The organism is Glaciimonas sp. Gout2 (genome assembly GCF_035018905.1).
Lineage (GTDB): Bacteria > Pseudomonadota > Gammaproteobacteria > Burkholderiales > Burkholderiaceae_D > Glaciimonas.
Genome location: NZ_JASJXA010000002.1, coordinates 67,206 through 82,270 on the forward strand (window position 1 = coordinate 67,206; position 15,065 = coordinate 82,270).

General features: G+C 50.1%; 9 protein-coding genes. 5 read left to right on the forward strand and 4 right to left on the reverse strand.

What is annotated here, in order from left to right; all coding sequences use genetic code 11:
• Window position 1: 1 nt before the first annotated feature.
• Window positions 2-3,433, forward strand: a complete 3,432-nt coding sequence (locus QN379_RS02795) for a UvrD-helicase domain-containing protein (RefSeq protein WP_323506041.1) — start codon at window positions 2-4, stop codon at window positions 3,431-3,433.
• 158 nt (window positions 3,434-3,591) lie between these two features.
• Here QN379_RS02795 and QN379_RS02800 read toward each other — a convergent pair whose 3' ends face one another.
• From QN379_RS02800 to QN379_RS02815, 4 genes are all read right to left on the reverse strand, one after another.
• Complete coding sequence (locus tag QN379_RS02800) at window positions 3,592-4,335, reverse strand: amino acid ABC transporter permease (protein WP_322232884.1); 744 nt, start codon at window positions 4,333-4,335, stop codon at window positions 3,592-3,594.
• A gap of 340 nt (window positions 4,336-4,675) precedes the next feature.
• On the reverse strand, window positions 4,676-5,482 hold the full coding sequence (locus tag QN379_RS02805) for a basic amino acid ABC transporter substrate-binding protein (RefSeq protein ID WP_322232882.1): 807 nt from the start codon (window positions 5,480-5,482) through the stop codon (window positions 4,676-4,678).
• A 101-nt stretch (window positions 5,483-5,583) separates the two neighbouring features.
• On the reverse strand, window positions 5,584-6,375 hold the full coding sequence (locus QN379_RS02810; RefSeq protein ID WP_322232880.1) for a basic amino acid ABC transporter substrate-binding protein: 792 nt from the start codon (window positions 6,373-6,375) through the stop codon (window positions 5,584-5,586).
• A gap of 288 nt (window positions 6,376-6,663) precedes the next feature.
• A complete protein-coding gene (locus QN379_RS02815) occupies window positions 6,664-7,740 on the reverse strand; it encodes a substrate-binding domain-containing protein (protein ID WP_323505942.1) in 1,077 nt (358 codons plus the stop codon).
• A 300-nt stretch (window positions 7,741-8,040) separates the two neighbouring features.
• Between QN379_RS02815 and QN379_RS02820 the strand changes: the two genes are divergently transcribed.
• The 4 genes from QN379_RS02820 to fdhF all read left to right on the forward strand — a co-directional run bounded on the left by QN379_RS02820 (window position 8,041) and on the right by fdhF (window position 15,034).
• On the forward strand, window positions 8,041-9,681 hold the full coding sequence (locus QN379_RS02820) for an OFA family MFS transporter (RefSeq protein WP_323505944.1): 1,641 nt from the start codon (window positions 8,041-8,043) through the stop codon (window positions 9,679-9,681).
• A gap of 208 nt (window positions 9,682-9,889) precedes the next feature.
• Window positions 9,890-10,402 (forward strand): formate dehydrogenase subunit gamma, encoded by a 513-nt coding sequence (locus tag QN379_RS02825; protein WP_323506042.1) that lies wholly within the window; start codon window positions 9,890-9,892, stop codon window positions 10,400-10,402.
• Window positions 10,399-11,976: an NADH-quinone oxidoreductase subunit NuoF gene (locus QN379_RS02830; protein ID WP_322232873.1), complete on the forward strand. Its 1,578-nt coding sequence runs from the start codon at window positions 10,399-10,401 to the stop codon at window positions 11,974-11,976. The genes QN379_RS02825 and QN379_RS02830 overlap by 4 nt, the downstream gene beginning before the upstream one ends.
• Window positions 11,977-12,175: 199 nt before the next feature.
• Window positions 12,176-15,034 (forward strand): formate dehydrogenase subunit alpha, encoded by a 2,859-nt coding sequence (fdhF, locus tag QN379_RS02835; RefSeq protein WP_322232871.1) that lies wholly within the window; start codon window positions 12,176-12,178, stop codon window positions 15,032-15,034.
• Window positions 15,035-15,065 lie beyond the last annotated feature (31 nt).

The window sequence follows — 15,065 nt, forward strand, 5'->3', positions numbered from 1 at the left end:
TATGGTAATACCGCATGCCTATCAAATGAACGGCGTGCCAGTAGAGGCGCAGCGCTTCGTCAACGCCGCCTGCGATCCGCAGCATTCCGTTGTGGTGGAAGCCTGTGCTGGCAGCGGCAAAACCTGGTTGTTGGTAGCACGTATGCTGCGCTTGTTATTGGCTGGCGCTGCACCTTCCGAACTGCTGGCGATTACGTTCACTCGCAAGGCAGCACAGGAAATGCGCGACCGTTTGCTTGAACTGCTGCATGATCTGGCTTTGGCGTCTGATGAGCAGGTGCGCGTGTTGCTTGTGGAGCGCGGCATCTTGCAAACCGACTTGAAGCAAACTGTGCACGCCGCACGCGGTTTGTATGAACGTGTTTTGTCGAGTCCACAAAGCCTGTCCATCGACACTTTTCATAGCTGGTTTGCGCGCTTGCTGCAAATCGCGCCGCTCAATTCTGGGGTGCCACACGGTTATACATTGACCGACAAGACCGGCGAACTTCTTGCCGATGCTTATAGGCGGTTTATGCAGTCGTTAAACAACAAGGACAACGCGGATACCAAACAAGCGCTGCTAGATTTGTATCAACTCGTCGGCGATGGCAACGCTCGCAAATTATTGAACGCCTTCGTCAGCAAGCGCGCTGAATGGTGGGCCAGCAGCATGGCCCCACGCGATCTCGACGTGCCGCTAAATTGGCTTAAAGAATTGTGTGGCGACGACGCCGAAATCGATGCGCGTTTATCGTTGTGGGATGACGCCAAACTGACCGCCAAAATAACGAGCATCGCGTGGTTGCTTGGGCAAGGCACAGCCACTAATCAAAAACGTGCAACGGCAATTGAAACAGCGCTATCCGAAGGTGCAGGATTAGTAAACTTTGATGCGCTATGTCATCAATTTTTTGACGACAACGGAAATCCGCGTGGCAATTCCAAAACTAATAATCTCAAAAAAGCGCTGGAAAATAACTTCGGTGTAGACGGCATCAGCGCTTTCGACGAAGAATTTTCTAACGTCGGCGAAGCCCTTAAATTATTGCGCCGCCGCAGCGGCGAACGCGACGTGCTGGCGCTGAATCGTGCATTGTTCGTGGTCGGTGATGCGCTGGTCGACATTTATCAGGCGATGAAGGCAGAACAGCGGGTCTTCGATTTTGCTGATCTGGAGTGGCAAGCTTATCGCCTGTTAACCAATCCCGATAGTGCCGCGTACATCCAAAGTCGGCTCGACAGCCGTTACAAGCACATCTTGCTGGATGAATTTCAGGATACCAATCCACTGCAATGGAGCATCGTCCGCGCCTGGTTGAATGCTTATGGCGAGGACGCCGGTCAACCCAGCGTGTTCATCGTTGGCGATCCCAAGCAATCGATTTATCGCTTCAGACGCGCTGAACCAAGAGTGTTTGTCGCTGCACGGGATCTGTTGCAAGCGCAGGGCGCAACGGTGTTGCAAGCGAATCAGACCAGACGCAATGCTACGGCGATTATTAAAGTGTTAAACACCAGTTTTTATGCAAATCCGCTATTTTCTGCCCAAACGACGTTAGGAGAAGAGGGCGGTGCGGTGTGGCGCTTGCCGTTGATTCAACAGGTTAGCGCTGAATCAGTTGAGCAAGCTCCGACAGCACCAGGTTTACGCAATCCGTTAATCACACCGCGGGAAGAGTCGGAGGATGCGCGGCGTCGCGACGAGGGGACGAGCGTGGCGCACGCTTTAATCGCAGTGCGTCAGCATGTGCATATAAAAACTGGGAGCGGAAGCCGTAATGTGCGTTGGTCGGATGTCATGTTGTTGGTAAAAAAGCGAACACATTTGGGTGCTTATGAGAACGCGCTCCGGCATGCTGGCATTCCTTTTGTATCAGATCGGCGCGGTGGTTTGCTGGAATCGTTAGAAATTTCTGATCTGATTGCTTTGCTCACGTTTTTAATTACCCCCGATGATGGACGCGCTCTGGCGCATGTCCTGAAATCGCCGATTTTCGCTGCGACCGATGACGATTTAATCGTCTTGGCGCAACGTGGTGAAAAGAATTGGTGGCCACGGCTTTTGGCGGCGGTGGCGGAGCGGACGCAGGCCGCCGAACTTGCAGAGGTAGCTTCTGACGGGTTGCAGCGCGCAGCCGTTTTATTGGCGCACTGGCTGGACGTTGCACCACGTTTATCGGTCCATGATTTGCTCGATGTCATTTTGCATCAAGGGCAATTGATCGAACGCTATGCGCAGGATGCGACCGCACTGACGCGGAATCAGTCGATTGGCAATATTGAGGCTTTTGTGGCACTGGCGCTGAATATGGATGCCGGACGTTACCCCAGTTTGCCAAAATTTATCGACGCTTTGCGTGTGCTGCAAAATACTGCTGAAAGTGACGCACCGGATGAGGCCAGTATTGACGCCTCAATGGACGCAGTACGGATATTGACCGTGCATAGCGCCAAGGGATTGGAGGCGCCGATTGTCGTGTTACTGGACGCCAACCACAGCGATCCGGCCCGTGATGACATTGGCATTCTATGTGACTGGCCTCAGGACGAAGACGCACCGGTGCATTTTTCTGCATTTGGCCGCGCCGCTGACAGGGGCGCGGCACGCGACAAATTATTTGCCGCCGAGGACGGATTTAAGACCCAAGAGGATTGGAACTTGCTCTACGTGGCGACCACCCGCGCCAAGCAACTGCTGATCATTAGTGGCGTTGCAGGCGCCAGAAATAGCACAGCCGGCGGTGTCACGGAAGGAAGTTGGTATGCGCGTCTGGAATGGGTGCCGGAAACCGAATTGGATGCGTTAGCATCGTCGGGCATGCAGGTGGATGATGTAACTCAGAATAGGGATGCCGAGCTTAAATTTGTTCTTCCGATATTTGATCCAACGGCGTTGCCGTTGAAGCGGGCACTTACTGCTACTCAAAATAACCTGCCGATGGATGACGACGCATTGCTATTAGCGTTGACATCGCCGTTTGTTGAAGATGAAATAGCTGCAAATAATGACGCTATCGACGAAGGTATTGCGCTCCATGCATTATTGGAGCGATTGACGCAGCATGGGCACTGGCCGATTAATGTACCTGATGTCGCGACGATTGCGCGCTGGTTGCCGTGTACACCAGCCTTGGCTTTGATCGTGCAACAACAGGCCAGGACGATTTTGGCGCAACCGTCACTTACGCATTTCTTCAATCCGGGTTTGCATATCGCAGCGCGTAATGAAATGGAAGTGATGACGGATGTTTTATTGCGCTTTGATCGGGTGGTAATGTTCGAGGATGAAGTATGGATACTCGATTACAAACGCCAGCTACTGGATAGTGAGCGTGCGGGATATCAGGCGCAGTTGATCGGTTATCGCGCCGCTGCCGCCCAGATATTTGTTGGCAAGACGCTTAGGACGGCAGTCATCACGACCGACGGCCAATTGTGGGAAGTGGCCTAATCAGCATCTCCATTAAGGGTGAGACTTTTAATGCTGGGCGGACTGATGGTGTAGTTTGGCAAACAAGGCTGGCAAAGCGACAAGTCAAGAAGGCGAAGATGCATCTTTTTCCTCTTGCCAAATTGGTTTGCCAATCGGCCTTAGTCCAAAAGAGCCGGTTAGTGGCGACCTGGCGCAGCGTACTTACGTTCGAGCCTTGAAACCAGAGCGGCTAAACACATCGTCATGGTGAAGTAGACTACAGAAATTGTTATGTAGGGCTCCCAATAGCGAGAGTAAGCACCCGCTACCGTTCGTGCTGCGTAGGCTAATTCAGCTAATCCAATCGCGGATACAAGTGATGAATCCTTCAGTAATGTAATGGCCTCGTTACCTAGTGGCGGCAGCATGCGACGAAATGCTTGTGGCAACACCACGTAGCGCATCGTGGTGCGATAACCCATGCCTAAGCTTGATGCGGCATAGGTTTGTCCGCGGTCAATTGACTGAATCCCTGCGCGAAAAATTTCAGAAATGTAAGCGCCCGCATTCAGTGAAAGCGCCACCACACCTGAGATGAACGCGCCATAGTTTTGTTTGATGGTGCGTGCCAGTTCACCGGAAATGAGCAGGCCGTTGTCCTGATGGATCAAGACCGGCATGACAGCAAAGTGAATGAGCAGAATCTGGACAAACAGCGGCGTGCCACGAAAAAATGCAACGTAAAAACTTGCTAATGCTTTGACCAGACGGAACGGCCATTTCCAAGGACCATGCTTGACTTCAGCGACGCGCAACATACCTAAAAAAAGACCGAGTAAGGTGCCGATAATAATGCTGATGACCGCAACCTGCACAGTCATGAAAAAACCTTGTACGAACAGTGGCGCGTAGCCCTGGATGATGCTCCAGCGAAAATCCATATTTTTGTGAAGAGAAAACAATGCGGCGGGATGAATAAAAAATGCGTAACCAAAAAACTTGTCGAGTGTGAAATAGCGTCTGTATTCGTGTATCGAAACATTTGTATGACATCGGCTTACATTCACCGACAGCGACTTATGACCTGGATATTGGTGGTAAGTCGCTGTAAGCCAATATCATTCGACTTCCGATGCAATTGTCGCTTTTTAACTCAACGGTTTTTACTGGTCACGCATTTCGGCGCGTAAAAATTAGGCAAAAATTATACCGTACTCGCAGGCAAACACCCACATTCATCGTAGGGTTGGTTGTCAGTAATGCAATGTTGCTTAATGATTCCTAGGTCTTTCCCGAAAAATACTTTGCGTAAATTTTGTCGGCAGTACCATCTGCCTTGATATCTGCAAGTCCCTTATTCAGTTTTTCCAGTAAAGCCGTATTACCTTTTTTGACGGCGATTCCGTAAAACTCTTTTGGGAAGGTAGGATCAGAAATAATCTTAAAACTATTGGCACTATTATTTTTTACGTAATTAACCACGACGCCATTATCGCCGACTACGGCGTCAACGCCGCCACCGTTAAGCTCCTGAAATGCTAAGGGCATAGATTCGAAGCGTTTGACATTGGGGTTATTTTTACCCACCAGTTGCTGGGCTGCTTCGTCACCCGTCGTCGCACTTTGTACGCCGATTTTGAGCGTTTTTAAGTCGGAAAATTTTGTAACTTTAGAATTTAACGGCACGGCAATCAATTGATTGGCTTCAAAGTATGGATCGGTGAAATCAACTGTTTGCTTGCGCAGATCCGTAATGGTGATGCTGGATATCAAGATATCGCGATCTCCTTGCGCTAACGCATTGAAGATGCCATCAAACGGCGTATTCTCCACTTTGATTTTAATACCTGCCCGCTCGGCGACAGCTTTGATGATATCCATTTCAAAGCCGACCGCTTCTTTTTGTTCGTTCATTGATGAGAAGGGCGCATAAGCGGCATCGGTTCCCACTACATATTCAACGTTAGTATTGACCGGATTTGTTGCTCCGGAAGCTGCTTCTGCCGATTTTGGATCAGTTTTTCCGCACGCCACTAAGGCGGCGCACGCGCAGGTCAAGGCTAACAGAGACAGAAAGCTTTTCTTCATGTGAGATTCCTTAAGTCCTTAGAATTACACTTCACTCTCGACGAGGCCACATTCGTCGCCATCGCTATCGCCAATAGCTATCAGTTATTGGCTATTCGTCATTATTTCGCGTCATCAGCAAAGTATTTCTTGAAGATTTTGTCATAAGTGCCATCGGCTTTGACGGCAGCAAGGCCTTGATTTACTTTAGCAAGTAAAGCGGCATTGCCCTTTTTGACTGCAATACCGTAATACTCTTTAGGAAAATCTGGATCGGAGATAAAGTGAAAGCCTAATGCTGCATTATTTTTAACGTAATTTTTTACCGGGCCGGTATCCAGGACCACCGCATCAACACCGCCGCCTTCCAATTCTTTCAAGGCTAACGTCGCCGATTCAAGACGCTTGATTTTCGGATTACTCTTACCCAATAGCTTTTGGACCACTTCATCACCGGTGGTGGCACTTTGTACGCCGACGGTGAGTTTTTCTAAATCCCTGAATTTTGTCACTTTAGAGTCTTTGGGGACGACGATCAACTGGGTTGATTCGTAATAGGGTTCAGAAAAATCGACGGTTTGCTTGCGCTCATCGGTGATCGTGATCGCAGATGCCAGTAAATCGCGGTCGCCTTGTGCGAGAAAATTGAAAATGCCTTCAAATGGCGTATTGACGAACTTGACCTGGAAGCCCGCTTTGTCTGCAATCGCATTCATCAGATCGACGTCGAAGCCAACGATTTCTTTTTGTTCGTTTTGATATTCAAACGGCGCAAAGGTTGCCTCTGCACCGACTACGTAGACCGACGGGGCGGATACCGCCACTTGTGCTTCTTTATTTTCTTTTTTGCCGCATGCTGCCAACAGGACAACACTTGATGCTACGCATAGCAACGCTTTAGACAACTTTTTCATCAATATTCTCCGTGATTCCACCAATTGCGAATAGTCGGCCATTTTAAGGTGAGGATGGTAACAGCGACCGATTGACCTGGATTTTTTTAGTACTTTTACTTAATTATCGCCATAAAAAGGTGTGATATCTGGCTTATATAGATGCCTTTTAACATAAGCTCAGGTACGAATACCGAGTACAACGTCTGCGTGTTAGCTTATTTTGAGTACAGATGAGACCTTCTTGCGAGCATAAATCCGATCATCATCATCATCATCACCATCGTTAGTGTGTCCGTCATCGCGCGTTCAGCGTAAATACGCAAATGCGTCCGGCAGCGACAAAATGTCACCAGTTGCGCTTCCATCATAGCCAGCTAACTGGTTGACCACTTCGCGGAAGGTATCGGTTTGTATTGTGGTAATGATTTGTTGGATCAGAGGATCTTGCATTGCCGCGATTGGCAGCGCAAAGAAATAACGCTCTCGGACTAACGGGATGAATTCAAGGCCGAAGCGGGCTGCGGCAGTTTGCACGCCGAATCCAACATCGGCCATACCGCTGGCAATAAAAGCCGCCACCGCAGAGTGTGTAAATTCGGTGCTCTCAAATCCGTTTATGGCCTGTTGCGCGACTCCGGCTTTGGCCAGTAGCATTTCCAGGAGCAGGCGGGTGCCGGACCCAGTCTGCCGATTTACGAAAAGGACGCCGTTGTTAGCCAGATCAGTCAACGTATGAATGTTTTTTGGATTACCGGGTGCGACCACCAATCCTTGATCTCTCACTGCCAGATGGATCAGGCAGTGGGTTTTTTTGTTCAGCCAGCGCGCGTAAAGGGAGATAATCGCATCTTCAAATTCGCCAAATGGAACATGAAAACCTGCCAGATCACATTCGCCGCGAGATAGAGCAGACACAGCGTCGGTGCTGCTACGATAGCGCAGATCGATTGGTAATTGAATAGCATTTAGCTGACTCAGCAATGCCGCAACCGCAAATCCATGGCTTGCATTTAGCCGAATCGTTTTGCTCGAGCCAGCGACGGCTTTGCTCAACTCGCCCTCCAATTCGGAGGCTAAACTATCTAACGTGGGCGACAAGCGAGCGGCGATACGGCGGTCGGCCCAAATTAATTTTTCTGCAAGCGGTGTGAGAACGCTGCCGCGACCGCGCTCGGTCAATACCAGTGGATGACCGAAAAGTTCTTCTGCGGCGCGCAAGAGTCCCCAAACATGACGGTACGATTGCTTCGTGGCTTTGGCCGCATTGGAAATTGAGCCAGTTTCCCGGATTGATGTCAGCAAAATCAACAGCCCGGTCGTGTCCAGAACGGCATCAGAAGTTTGTCCAATTTCCCAATGTGGTTTGATTGTAACTTTATACATACGATTTTCCATGACGGCAGTCTCAAAACAAGCGCCCAGGCGGTTTGGGTGTTAAAAAATGGGTTTTTAAACAGTATCTTTTGTAAGGCGGCGATGACGGCGAGTAACGCTCAGAATACGATATTTGTATCAACTTCTGGAAAAATATATGCAATATTTTACATATTGAAGAATGCCCCCCTTAATGGTATTTTAAGAGAAGCTATAGATATAATAGTTAAATAAAATCTAGCTGCTATAAAAATATATGTAATTAAATACATATAATTGGGGCTCTTAAAAGAAATAAGCGGGGGAGATATGGGTTTTTTATCAAAAGAACGGACTATTGCCGGTGCTGGATTCAATCGATGGCTAGTGCCGCCTGCGGCCTTGGCGATTCACCTTTGTATCGGAATGGCCTACGGTTTTTCGGTATTCTGGTTGCCTTTATCCAAGGCGATTGGGATTAAAGAGTCTTTGGCGTGTGGCAGTGATATAGGATTTTTTGCTGAGATATTCGCAAGCAATTGCGACTGGAAAATTTCAATGCTGGGCTGGATATTCACTATGTTCTTCGTGATATTGGGCACTTCTGCAGCAATTTGGGGAAGCTGGCTGGAGCACGTTGGACCGCGTAAGGCAGGTTTCGTGGCCGCATTATGTTGGTGCGGCGGATTGCTGATCTCGGCCCTCGGGGTTTATCTTCATCAAATTTGGCTTATGTGGCTCGGTTCGGGTGTGATCGGTGGTATCGGTCTGGGATTAGGTTACATCTCGCCGGTGTCGACATTGATTAAATGGTTTCCGGATCGGCGCGGTATGGCGACCGGAATGGCGATTATGGGTTTTGGCGGTGGTGCGTTGATCGGCAGTCCCTTGGCATTCAAGCTGATGCAATATTTTGCCAGCGATACAGGCGTTGGCGTATGGCAAACTTTTGTGGTTTTGGCGTTAGGTTATTTTGTCTTCATGATGGCCGGTGCGTTTGGTTATCGGATTCCGCCATCGGGCTGGAAACCGGCTGGCTGGTTGCCGCCGCCGCCATCTAAAAACACGATGATTACGCAGAAACATGTGCATGTCAGCAAAATTTGGGGCATTCCGCAATTCTGGCTGGTGTGGTTGGTGCTATGCCTGAATGTGTCGGCAGGTATTGGCGTGATTGGGATGGCTTCGCCGATGTTGCAAGAAGTATTTGGTGGTCGCTTGCTTGGCGTTGCCACAAAATTTTCAGCATTGTCCTTAGAGCAGAAGAGCGCGATTGCCGCTATTGCAGCAGGATTCACTGGTCTTATCAGTTTGTTTAATATTGGTGGTCGTTTCGTCTGGGCTTCATGTTCCGATTTTCTAGGGCGCAAGAAAACTTACATGATCTTTTTTATACTTGGTTTCATTCTCTTTGTATCGCTGCCATGGTCTGGCGCGGCCGGTAGCATGGCGTTATTCGTCACAGCGGTATGTTTGATCGTGTCGATGTACGGCGGTGGTTTTGCGACTGCACCAGCGTATTTAGCCGATTTGTTCGGTACGCAAATGGTGGGTGCGATTCATGGCCGTTTGCTGACAGCTTGGGCAACAGCAGGGATTTTGGGGCCAGTAGTCGTAAATTATATGCGTGAGTACCAATTGTCATTAGGCATTCCACGGGAGGCAGTCTACAACACGACCATGTATATCCTCGCGGGAATGCTGCTGGTGGGTTTGGTGTGCAATTTAATGATTCGTCCAGTGGCAGAAAAATATTTCATGACCGCGGAAGAGCTGGAGCATGAAAAGCATCTCGCGCACGAAAAAATAGTCGCGACGACTGGTGTCCGTGCACCGGTTGTGGTGGATATGTCGCTCGTCGGTAGCGGTGGTAACCCAGCGCTCTTGATGCTGGCGTGGGCTGCAGTCGGTATTCCGCTAATCTGGGGTATTTTCACGACATTGCAAAAAGCAGCGGTGCTGTTTAAATAATTGCAGCTTGTGGTTGTAGGGATGTAATAGAGTGTAATTTTCATTGCTGCTGACCCTTGTGGGTTATCAGCTGGCGTTTAAAAAAGTATGAATTAATTCAACGCGAGGGCGTTAGATCATTGCCGCCCGGCGCGCCATTCGACGTATTGGTAGGAGGTTTGCTGTGAGCACGCAAAGTATTACAGAAAAGACGTTTCCGTTGCATCTGATGAACCCGAAGACCGGCGCTAAAATAGATCTTAAATCTGCCATCTCGGCAGAAATCAAAGCGCAAGTCTCGGTCATTATTGGCGAATTAAAAGACAAGCCTGGCGCGATGCTACCAATTTTGCACGCCATACAAGATGCCGTCGGCTACGTTCCTTCAGATGTCGTACCGATGATTGCCGATCAGCTCAATCTGTCCCGTGCGGAAGTGCACGGCGTGATCAGTTATTACCATCATTTTCGGCAACACCCAGCTGGCAAACACGTCGTGCAAATCTGTCGTGCTGAAGCCTGTCAGGCGCGTGGTTCCGAGCTACTTGAAGCGCACGCAAAATCAGCATTAGGCTGTGATTATCACGGTACGACTAGTGACAAACAATTTACGTTGGAGCCGGTATATTGCCTGGGCCAATGTGCATCAGGGCCGAATATCATGATCGGAGATGACTTGTATGCGCGCGTGACGACCGACAAGTTCAATCGATTAGTGCAAGCTAAAAGGAGTGCTTTATGATCACAGCGATTACAGTTTACGTCCCGCGTGACTCAACCGCGATTGCGCTTGGTGCCAATCAAATTGCAGACGCCATCGTCGCCAAGGCAGCGCAGCGCGGGATTGCTATTAAATTGATTCGCAATGGTTCACGCGGCATGTTCTGGCTAGAACCGCTGGTAGAAGTGGCCACCGCTGCGGGTCGCATTGGTTATGGTCCTGTCGAACTGGAAGATGTGGAGGCTTTGTTTGACGCCGATTTCTTAAACGGCGGTAGTCATAAACTAGCACTCGGCCTGGTTGATCAGATTCCATATTTGAAAAAGCAGGAACGGCTCACGTTTGCCCGTGTCGGCATCACCGATCCGGTCTCGCTAGATGATTACCTGGCGCATGAAGGATATGTCGGTTTACGTAAAGCGCTGGCGATGTCGCCCGAAGCAGTGGTGCAAGAGGTTTTCGATTCTGGTTTGCGTGGACGGGGCGGCGCCGCTTTTCCTACCGGTATTAAATGGAAGACAGTCGCCAACGCGCAGGCTGGACAAAAGTATATTGTCTGCAACGCTGATGAGGGTGATTCGGGCACGTTTTCGGACCGCATGGTGATGGAAGACGATCCGTTTGTGCTGATTGAAGGCATGACGATTGCCGCGCTGGCCGTCGGTGCGACGCAGGGATACATCTACGTGCGCTCGGAATATCCGCATGCTATTGCCGCTTTAAATGAGGCGATTGCGGTTGCCGGTGCACGCCACTATCTCGGCAAAAATATATGCGATTCTGGCAAAACTTTTTATCTGGAAGTCCGCAAGGGTGCTGGGTCGTACGTTTGTGGTGAAGAAACCGCTTTGCTGGAAAGTCTGGAAGGCAAACGCGGCATCGTGCGCGCTAAGCCACCGCTGCCAGCACTGGAAGGTTTGTTCGGCAAACCGACCGTGATCAATAACGTGATTTCGTTGGCATCGGTACCGATTATTCTGGCCCGCGGTGGTGCATTTTATAAGAACTACGGCATTGGTCGATCATATGGAACGTTGCCGATGCAATTGGCCGGAAATATCAAGTTCGGTGGATTGGTGGAGAAGGCGTTCGGCGTCACCTTGCGTGAATTATTGTTTGACTTCGGTGGCGGCACCGCCAGCGGACGCGCCATTCGCGCAGTGCAAGTCGGTGGCCCGTTGGGGCCTTATTTGCCGGAATCGTTATTCGATACCAAGATCGATTATGAAAGCTTTAGCGCGGTTGGCGGTACAGTCGGGCATGGCGGAATCGTGGTGTTTGATGACACTGTCGACATGGCAAAACAGGCCCGCTATGCGATGGAATTTTGTGCAGTTGAATCGTGCGGAAAATGTACGCCATGTCGTATTGGGTCGACCCGTGGCGTGGAAGTGATCGACAAGATTGTAGCTGGATCAACCGGTGGTTTTGATCAGCCGCAGCAGGTACATCTGCTGCGTGATTTATGCGACACCATGATCAATGGTTCATTGTGCGCAATGGGAAATATGACGCCGTTACCAGTGTTGTCGGCGCTGAATAATTTTCCGGAAGATTTTGGTATCGCCGCAGAGCAAGAGGTTGCTGAACACTAAGTGCGCAATTTGCTGAAATGCAAACATGCGCAGCAGGATGGGCTTCGGCAAATAGTTGCCCGGTTCCTGCTTAGCAGTTTGTTATTTGGGACTGTCGGCAATCCAGGTCGGCACCGTATCAATTGTCAATTTTAACTACAGTGGCCTTATGTCACGTCACCTTCCCGGGTGTAAAAGGGATCAGTAAAAGGAATCAGCCATGAACCAGATGAATGAACTTGATTACGGCACGCCAGAAAAATTGTCTGCGCAATTAGTGACGCTTGAGATCGACGGCGTCACCGTCGAAGTCGCTGCCGGTACTTCAGTAATGCGAGCGGCGGTAGAAGCGGGTGTGAATGTACCAAAGCTTTGCGCGACCGATAGTTTGGAGCCGTTCGGTTCCTGTCGTTTGTGTCTGGTAGAAATCGACGGCAAGAGAGGTTACCCGGCGTCGTGTACGACACCTTGCGAACCGGGTATGAAAGTCAGGACACAAACGCCTAAGTTGGCCGATATTCGCCGTGGCGTGATGGAATTGTATATCTCCGATCATCCGCTGGATTGCCTGACTTGCCCAACCAATGGCAATTGTGAGTTGCAGGACATGGCTGGTGTGGTGGGTTTGCGGGACGTGCGTTATGGCTATGAAGGCGCGAATCATCTAAAACTCAAAAAGGATGAATCGAACCCGTACTTTACCTATGATCCGTCCAAGTGTATCGTCTGTAACCGTTGTGTACGTGCTTGCGAAGAAACGCAGGGTACCTTTGCATTGACCATCGACGGACGCGGTTTTGAGTCACGTGTGTCGGCTGGACAGCTGGACAGTTTTATGGAGTCCGAATGCGTTTCTTGCGGGGCTTGCGTGCAAGCCTGTCCGACTGCAACGTTGACCGAAAAAACCGTCATCATGATGGGGCAAGCGGAGCATAGCGCAATCACTACTTGCGCATATTGCGGCGTTGGCTGTTCGTTTAAAGCCGAGATGAAAGGCAATGAAGTAGTGCGCATGGTGCCGCATAAAGACGGCAAGGCCAATCATGGTCATTCCTGTATTAAAGGACGTTTTGCATGGGGTTATGCAACCCATAAAGATCGTATGACCAAGCCGATGATTCGTAGCAAGATTACCGATCCATGGCGCGAAGTGTCATGGGAAGAAGCGCTTGGCTACGCGGCTAGCGAATTCCGTCGGATTCAAGCCAAGCATGGCAAGGACTCTGTCGGTGGCATCACCTCATCACGTTGCACTAATGAGGAAACCTATCTCGTTCAAAAGCTGGTACGCGCCGCTTTTGGTAACAACAATGTCGATACATGCGCCCGCGTTTGCCATTCGCCGACAGGTTATGGCTTGAAGCAAACATTAGGTGAATCGGCAGGTACACAAACTTTTGATTCGGTCATGAAGTCAGATGTCATCATGATCATTGGTGCAAATCCGGCCGCAGCGCATCCGGTATTTGCTTCACAAATGAAGCGTCGTTTGCGTCAGGGTGCCAAGTTGATCGTGGTCGATCCACGTACGACAGAAATGGTTAAATCGCCGCACATTGAGGCTAACTATCATTTGAAATTACGCCCGGGTACTAACGTGGCGCTGATTACTGCGTTGGCGCACGTCATCGTATCTGAGGGCTTGGAAGATGCTGCTTTTGTCGCGGAGCGTTGCGATACCGCGTCGTATGCCGATTGGCGCGAGTTCGTCTTGCGTCCAGAGAATTCACCGGAAGCAATGGCTGAAGTAACGGGTGTTTCTGCCGAAGAATTACGCGGCGCGGCACGTTTGTTTGCGACCGGTGGCAACGGTGCGATCTATTACGGTCTGGGTGTCACGGAGCATGCGCAAGGTTCGACGATGGTGATCGGTATTGCCAACCTGGCGATGGCGACCGGCAACGTTGGTCGTGACGGTGTTGGTGTCAATCCATTGCGTGGTCAAAACAATGTGCAAGGTTCTTGCGACATGGGTTCGTTTCCGCATGAGTTGCCTGGCTATCGGCATGTGTCCGACACCACAGTGCGCACCGAATTTGAGCAAGCTTGGGGCGTACCGTTGAGCCCGGAACCAGGCCTGCGGATTCCGAATATGTTCGATGCAGCGTTGGACGGTAGCTTTTTGGGTTTGTATTGCGAAGGCGAAGACATCGTTCAATCTGATCCCGATACACAGCATGTGATTGCGGCGATGATGGCGATGGAATGTATCGTTGTGCAGGATCTGTTTTTGAACGAAACCGCCAAATACGCCCACGTATTTTTGCCGGGCTCATCCTTCCTCGAAAAAGACGGTACTTTCACTAATGCCGAGCGCCGTATCTCACGCGTGCGTAAAGTCATGCCAGCTAAGGCCGGTATGTCGGATTGGGAAGTCACGGTTGCATTGGCAAATGCATTGGGTTATCCGATGCATTACAACCATCCATCCGAGATTATGGATGAGATCGCCGCACTAACCCCGACTTTTAAGGGCGTCAGTTATGCCAAGCTTGATGAAGTCGGTAGTTTGCAGTGGCCGTGTAATGACGCTGCGCCAGAAGGCACGCCGATCATGCATATTGGGGAGTTTGTGCGAGGCAAGGGCAAATTTATCAATACCCAGTATTTCGCGACCGACGAGAAAGTAACGATGAAATTTCCGCTAATTTTAACCACCGGCCGAATTTTGTCGCAATATAATGTTGGCGCGCAGACGCGTCGTACCGAGAACGTGGAGTGGCACAGCGAAGACCGCTTGGAAATTCATCCGCACGATGCTGAAGATCGCGGCATTAAGGAAGATGACTGGGTCGGTATTGAGTCCCGCGCTGGCCAGACCGTGTTACGTGCAACGGTGACGGATAACGTGCAACCTGGTGTGGTCTATACCACGTTCCATTATCCGGAATCTGGCGCTAATGTGATTACGACTGATAATTCCGACTGGGCGACTAACTGTCCTGAGTATAAAGTGACTGCGGTGCAGGTTATGCCGGTATCGCAACCGTCAGAGTGGCAGAAGAACTTTAGTCAGGTATCAGAACTACAAATGCGCTTGTTGCAAGGGGCTTCTGCTGAACCAGCAGTCTCTAAATAAAGGCACGAGGCGATTTAAATAGGAAGTGTGA

Excerpts from the sequence above, each read along its gene's own strand:
- QN379_RS02825 (WP_323506042.1), top strand. The coding sequence starts at position 9,890 with ATGAACCCGAAGACCGGCGCTAAAATAGATCTTAAATCTGCCATCTCG.
- QN379_RS02820 (WP_323505944.1), top strand. The coding sequence starts at position 8,041 with ATGGGTTTTTTATCAAAAGAACGGACTATTGCCGGTGCTGGATTCAAT.
- QN379_RS02810 (WP_322232880.1), bottom strand. The coding sequence starts at position 6,375 with ATGAAAAAGTTGTCTAAAGCGTTGCTATGCGTAGCATCAAGTGTTGTC.
- fdhF (WP_322232871.1), top strand. The coding sequence starts at position 12,176 with ATGAACCAGATGAATGAACTTGATTACGGCACGCCAGAAAAATTGTCT.
- QN379_RS02815 (WP_323505942.1), bottom strand. The coding sequence starts at position 7,740 with ATGTATAAAGTTACAATCAAACCACATTGGGAAATTGGACAAACTTCT.
- QN379_RS02795 (WP_323506041.1), top strand. The coding sequence starts at position 2 with ATGGTAATACCGCATGCCTATCAAATGAACGGCGTGCCAGTAGAGGCG.
- QN379_RS02830 (WP_322232873.1), top strand. The coding sequence starts at position 10,399 with ATGATCACAGCGATTACAGTTTACGTCCCGCGTGACTCAACCGCGATT.
- QN379_RS02800 (WP_322232884.1), bottom strand. The coding sequence starts at position 4,335 with ATGGATTTTCGCTGGAGCATCATCCAGGGCTACGCGCCACTGTTCGTA.
- QN379_RS02805 (WP_322232882.1), bottom strand. The coding sequence starts at position 5,482 with ATGAAGAAAAGCTTTCTGTCTCTGTTAGCCTTGACCTGCGCGTGCGCC.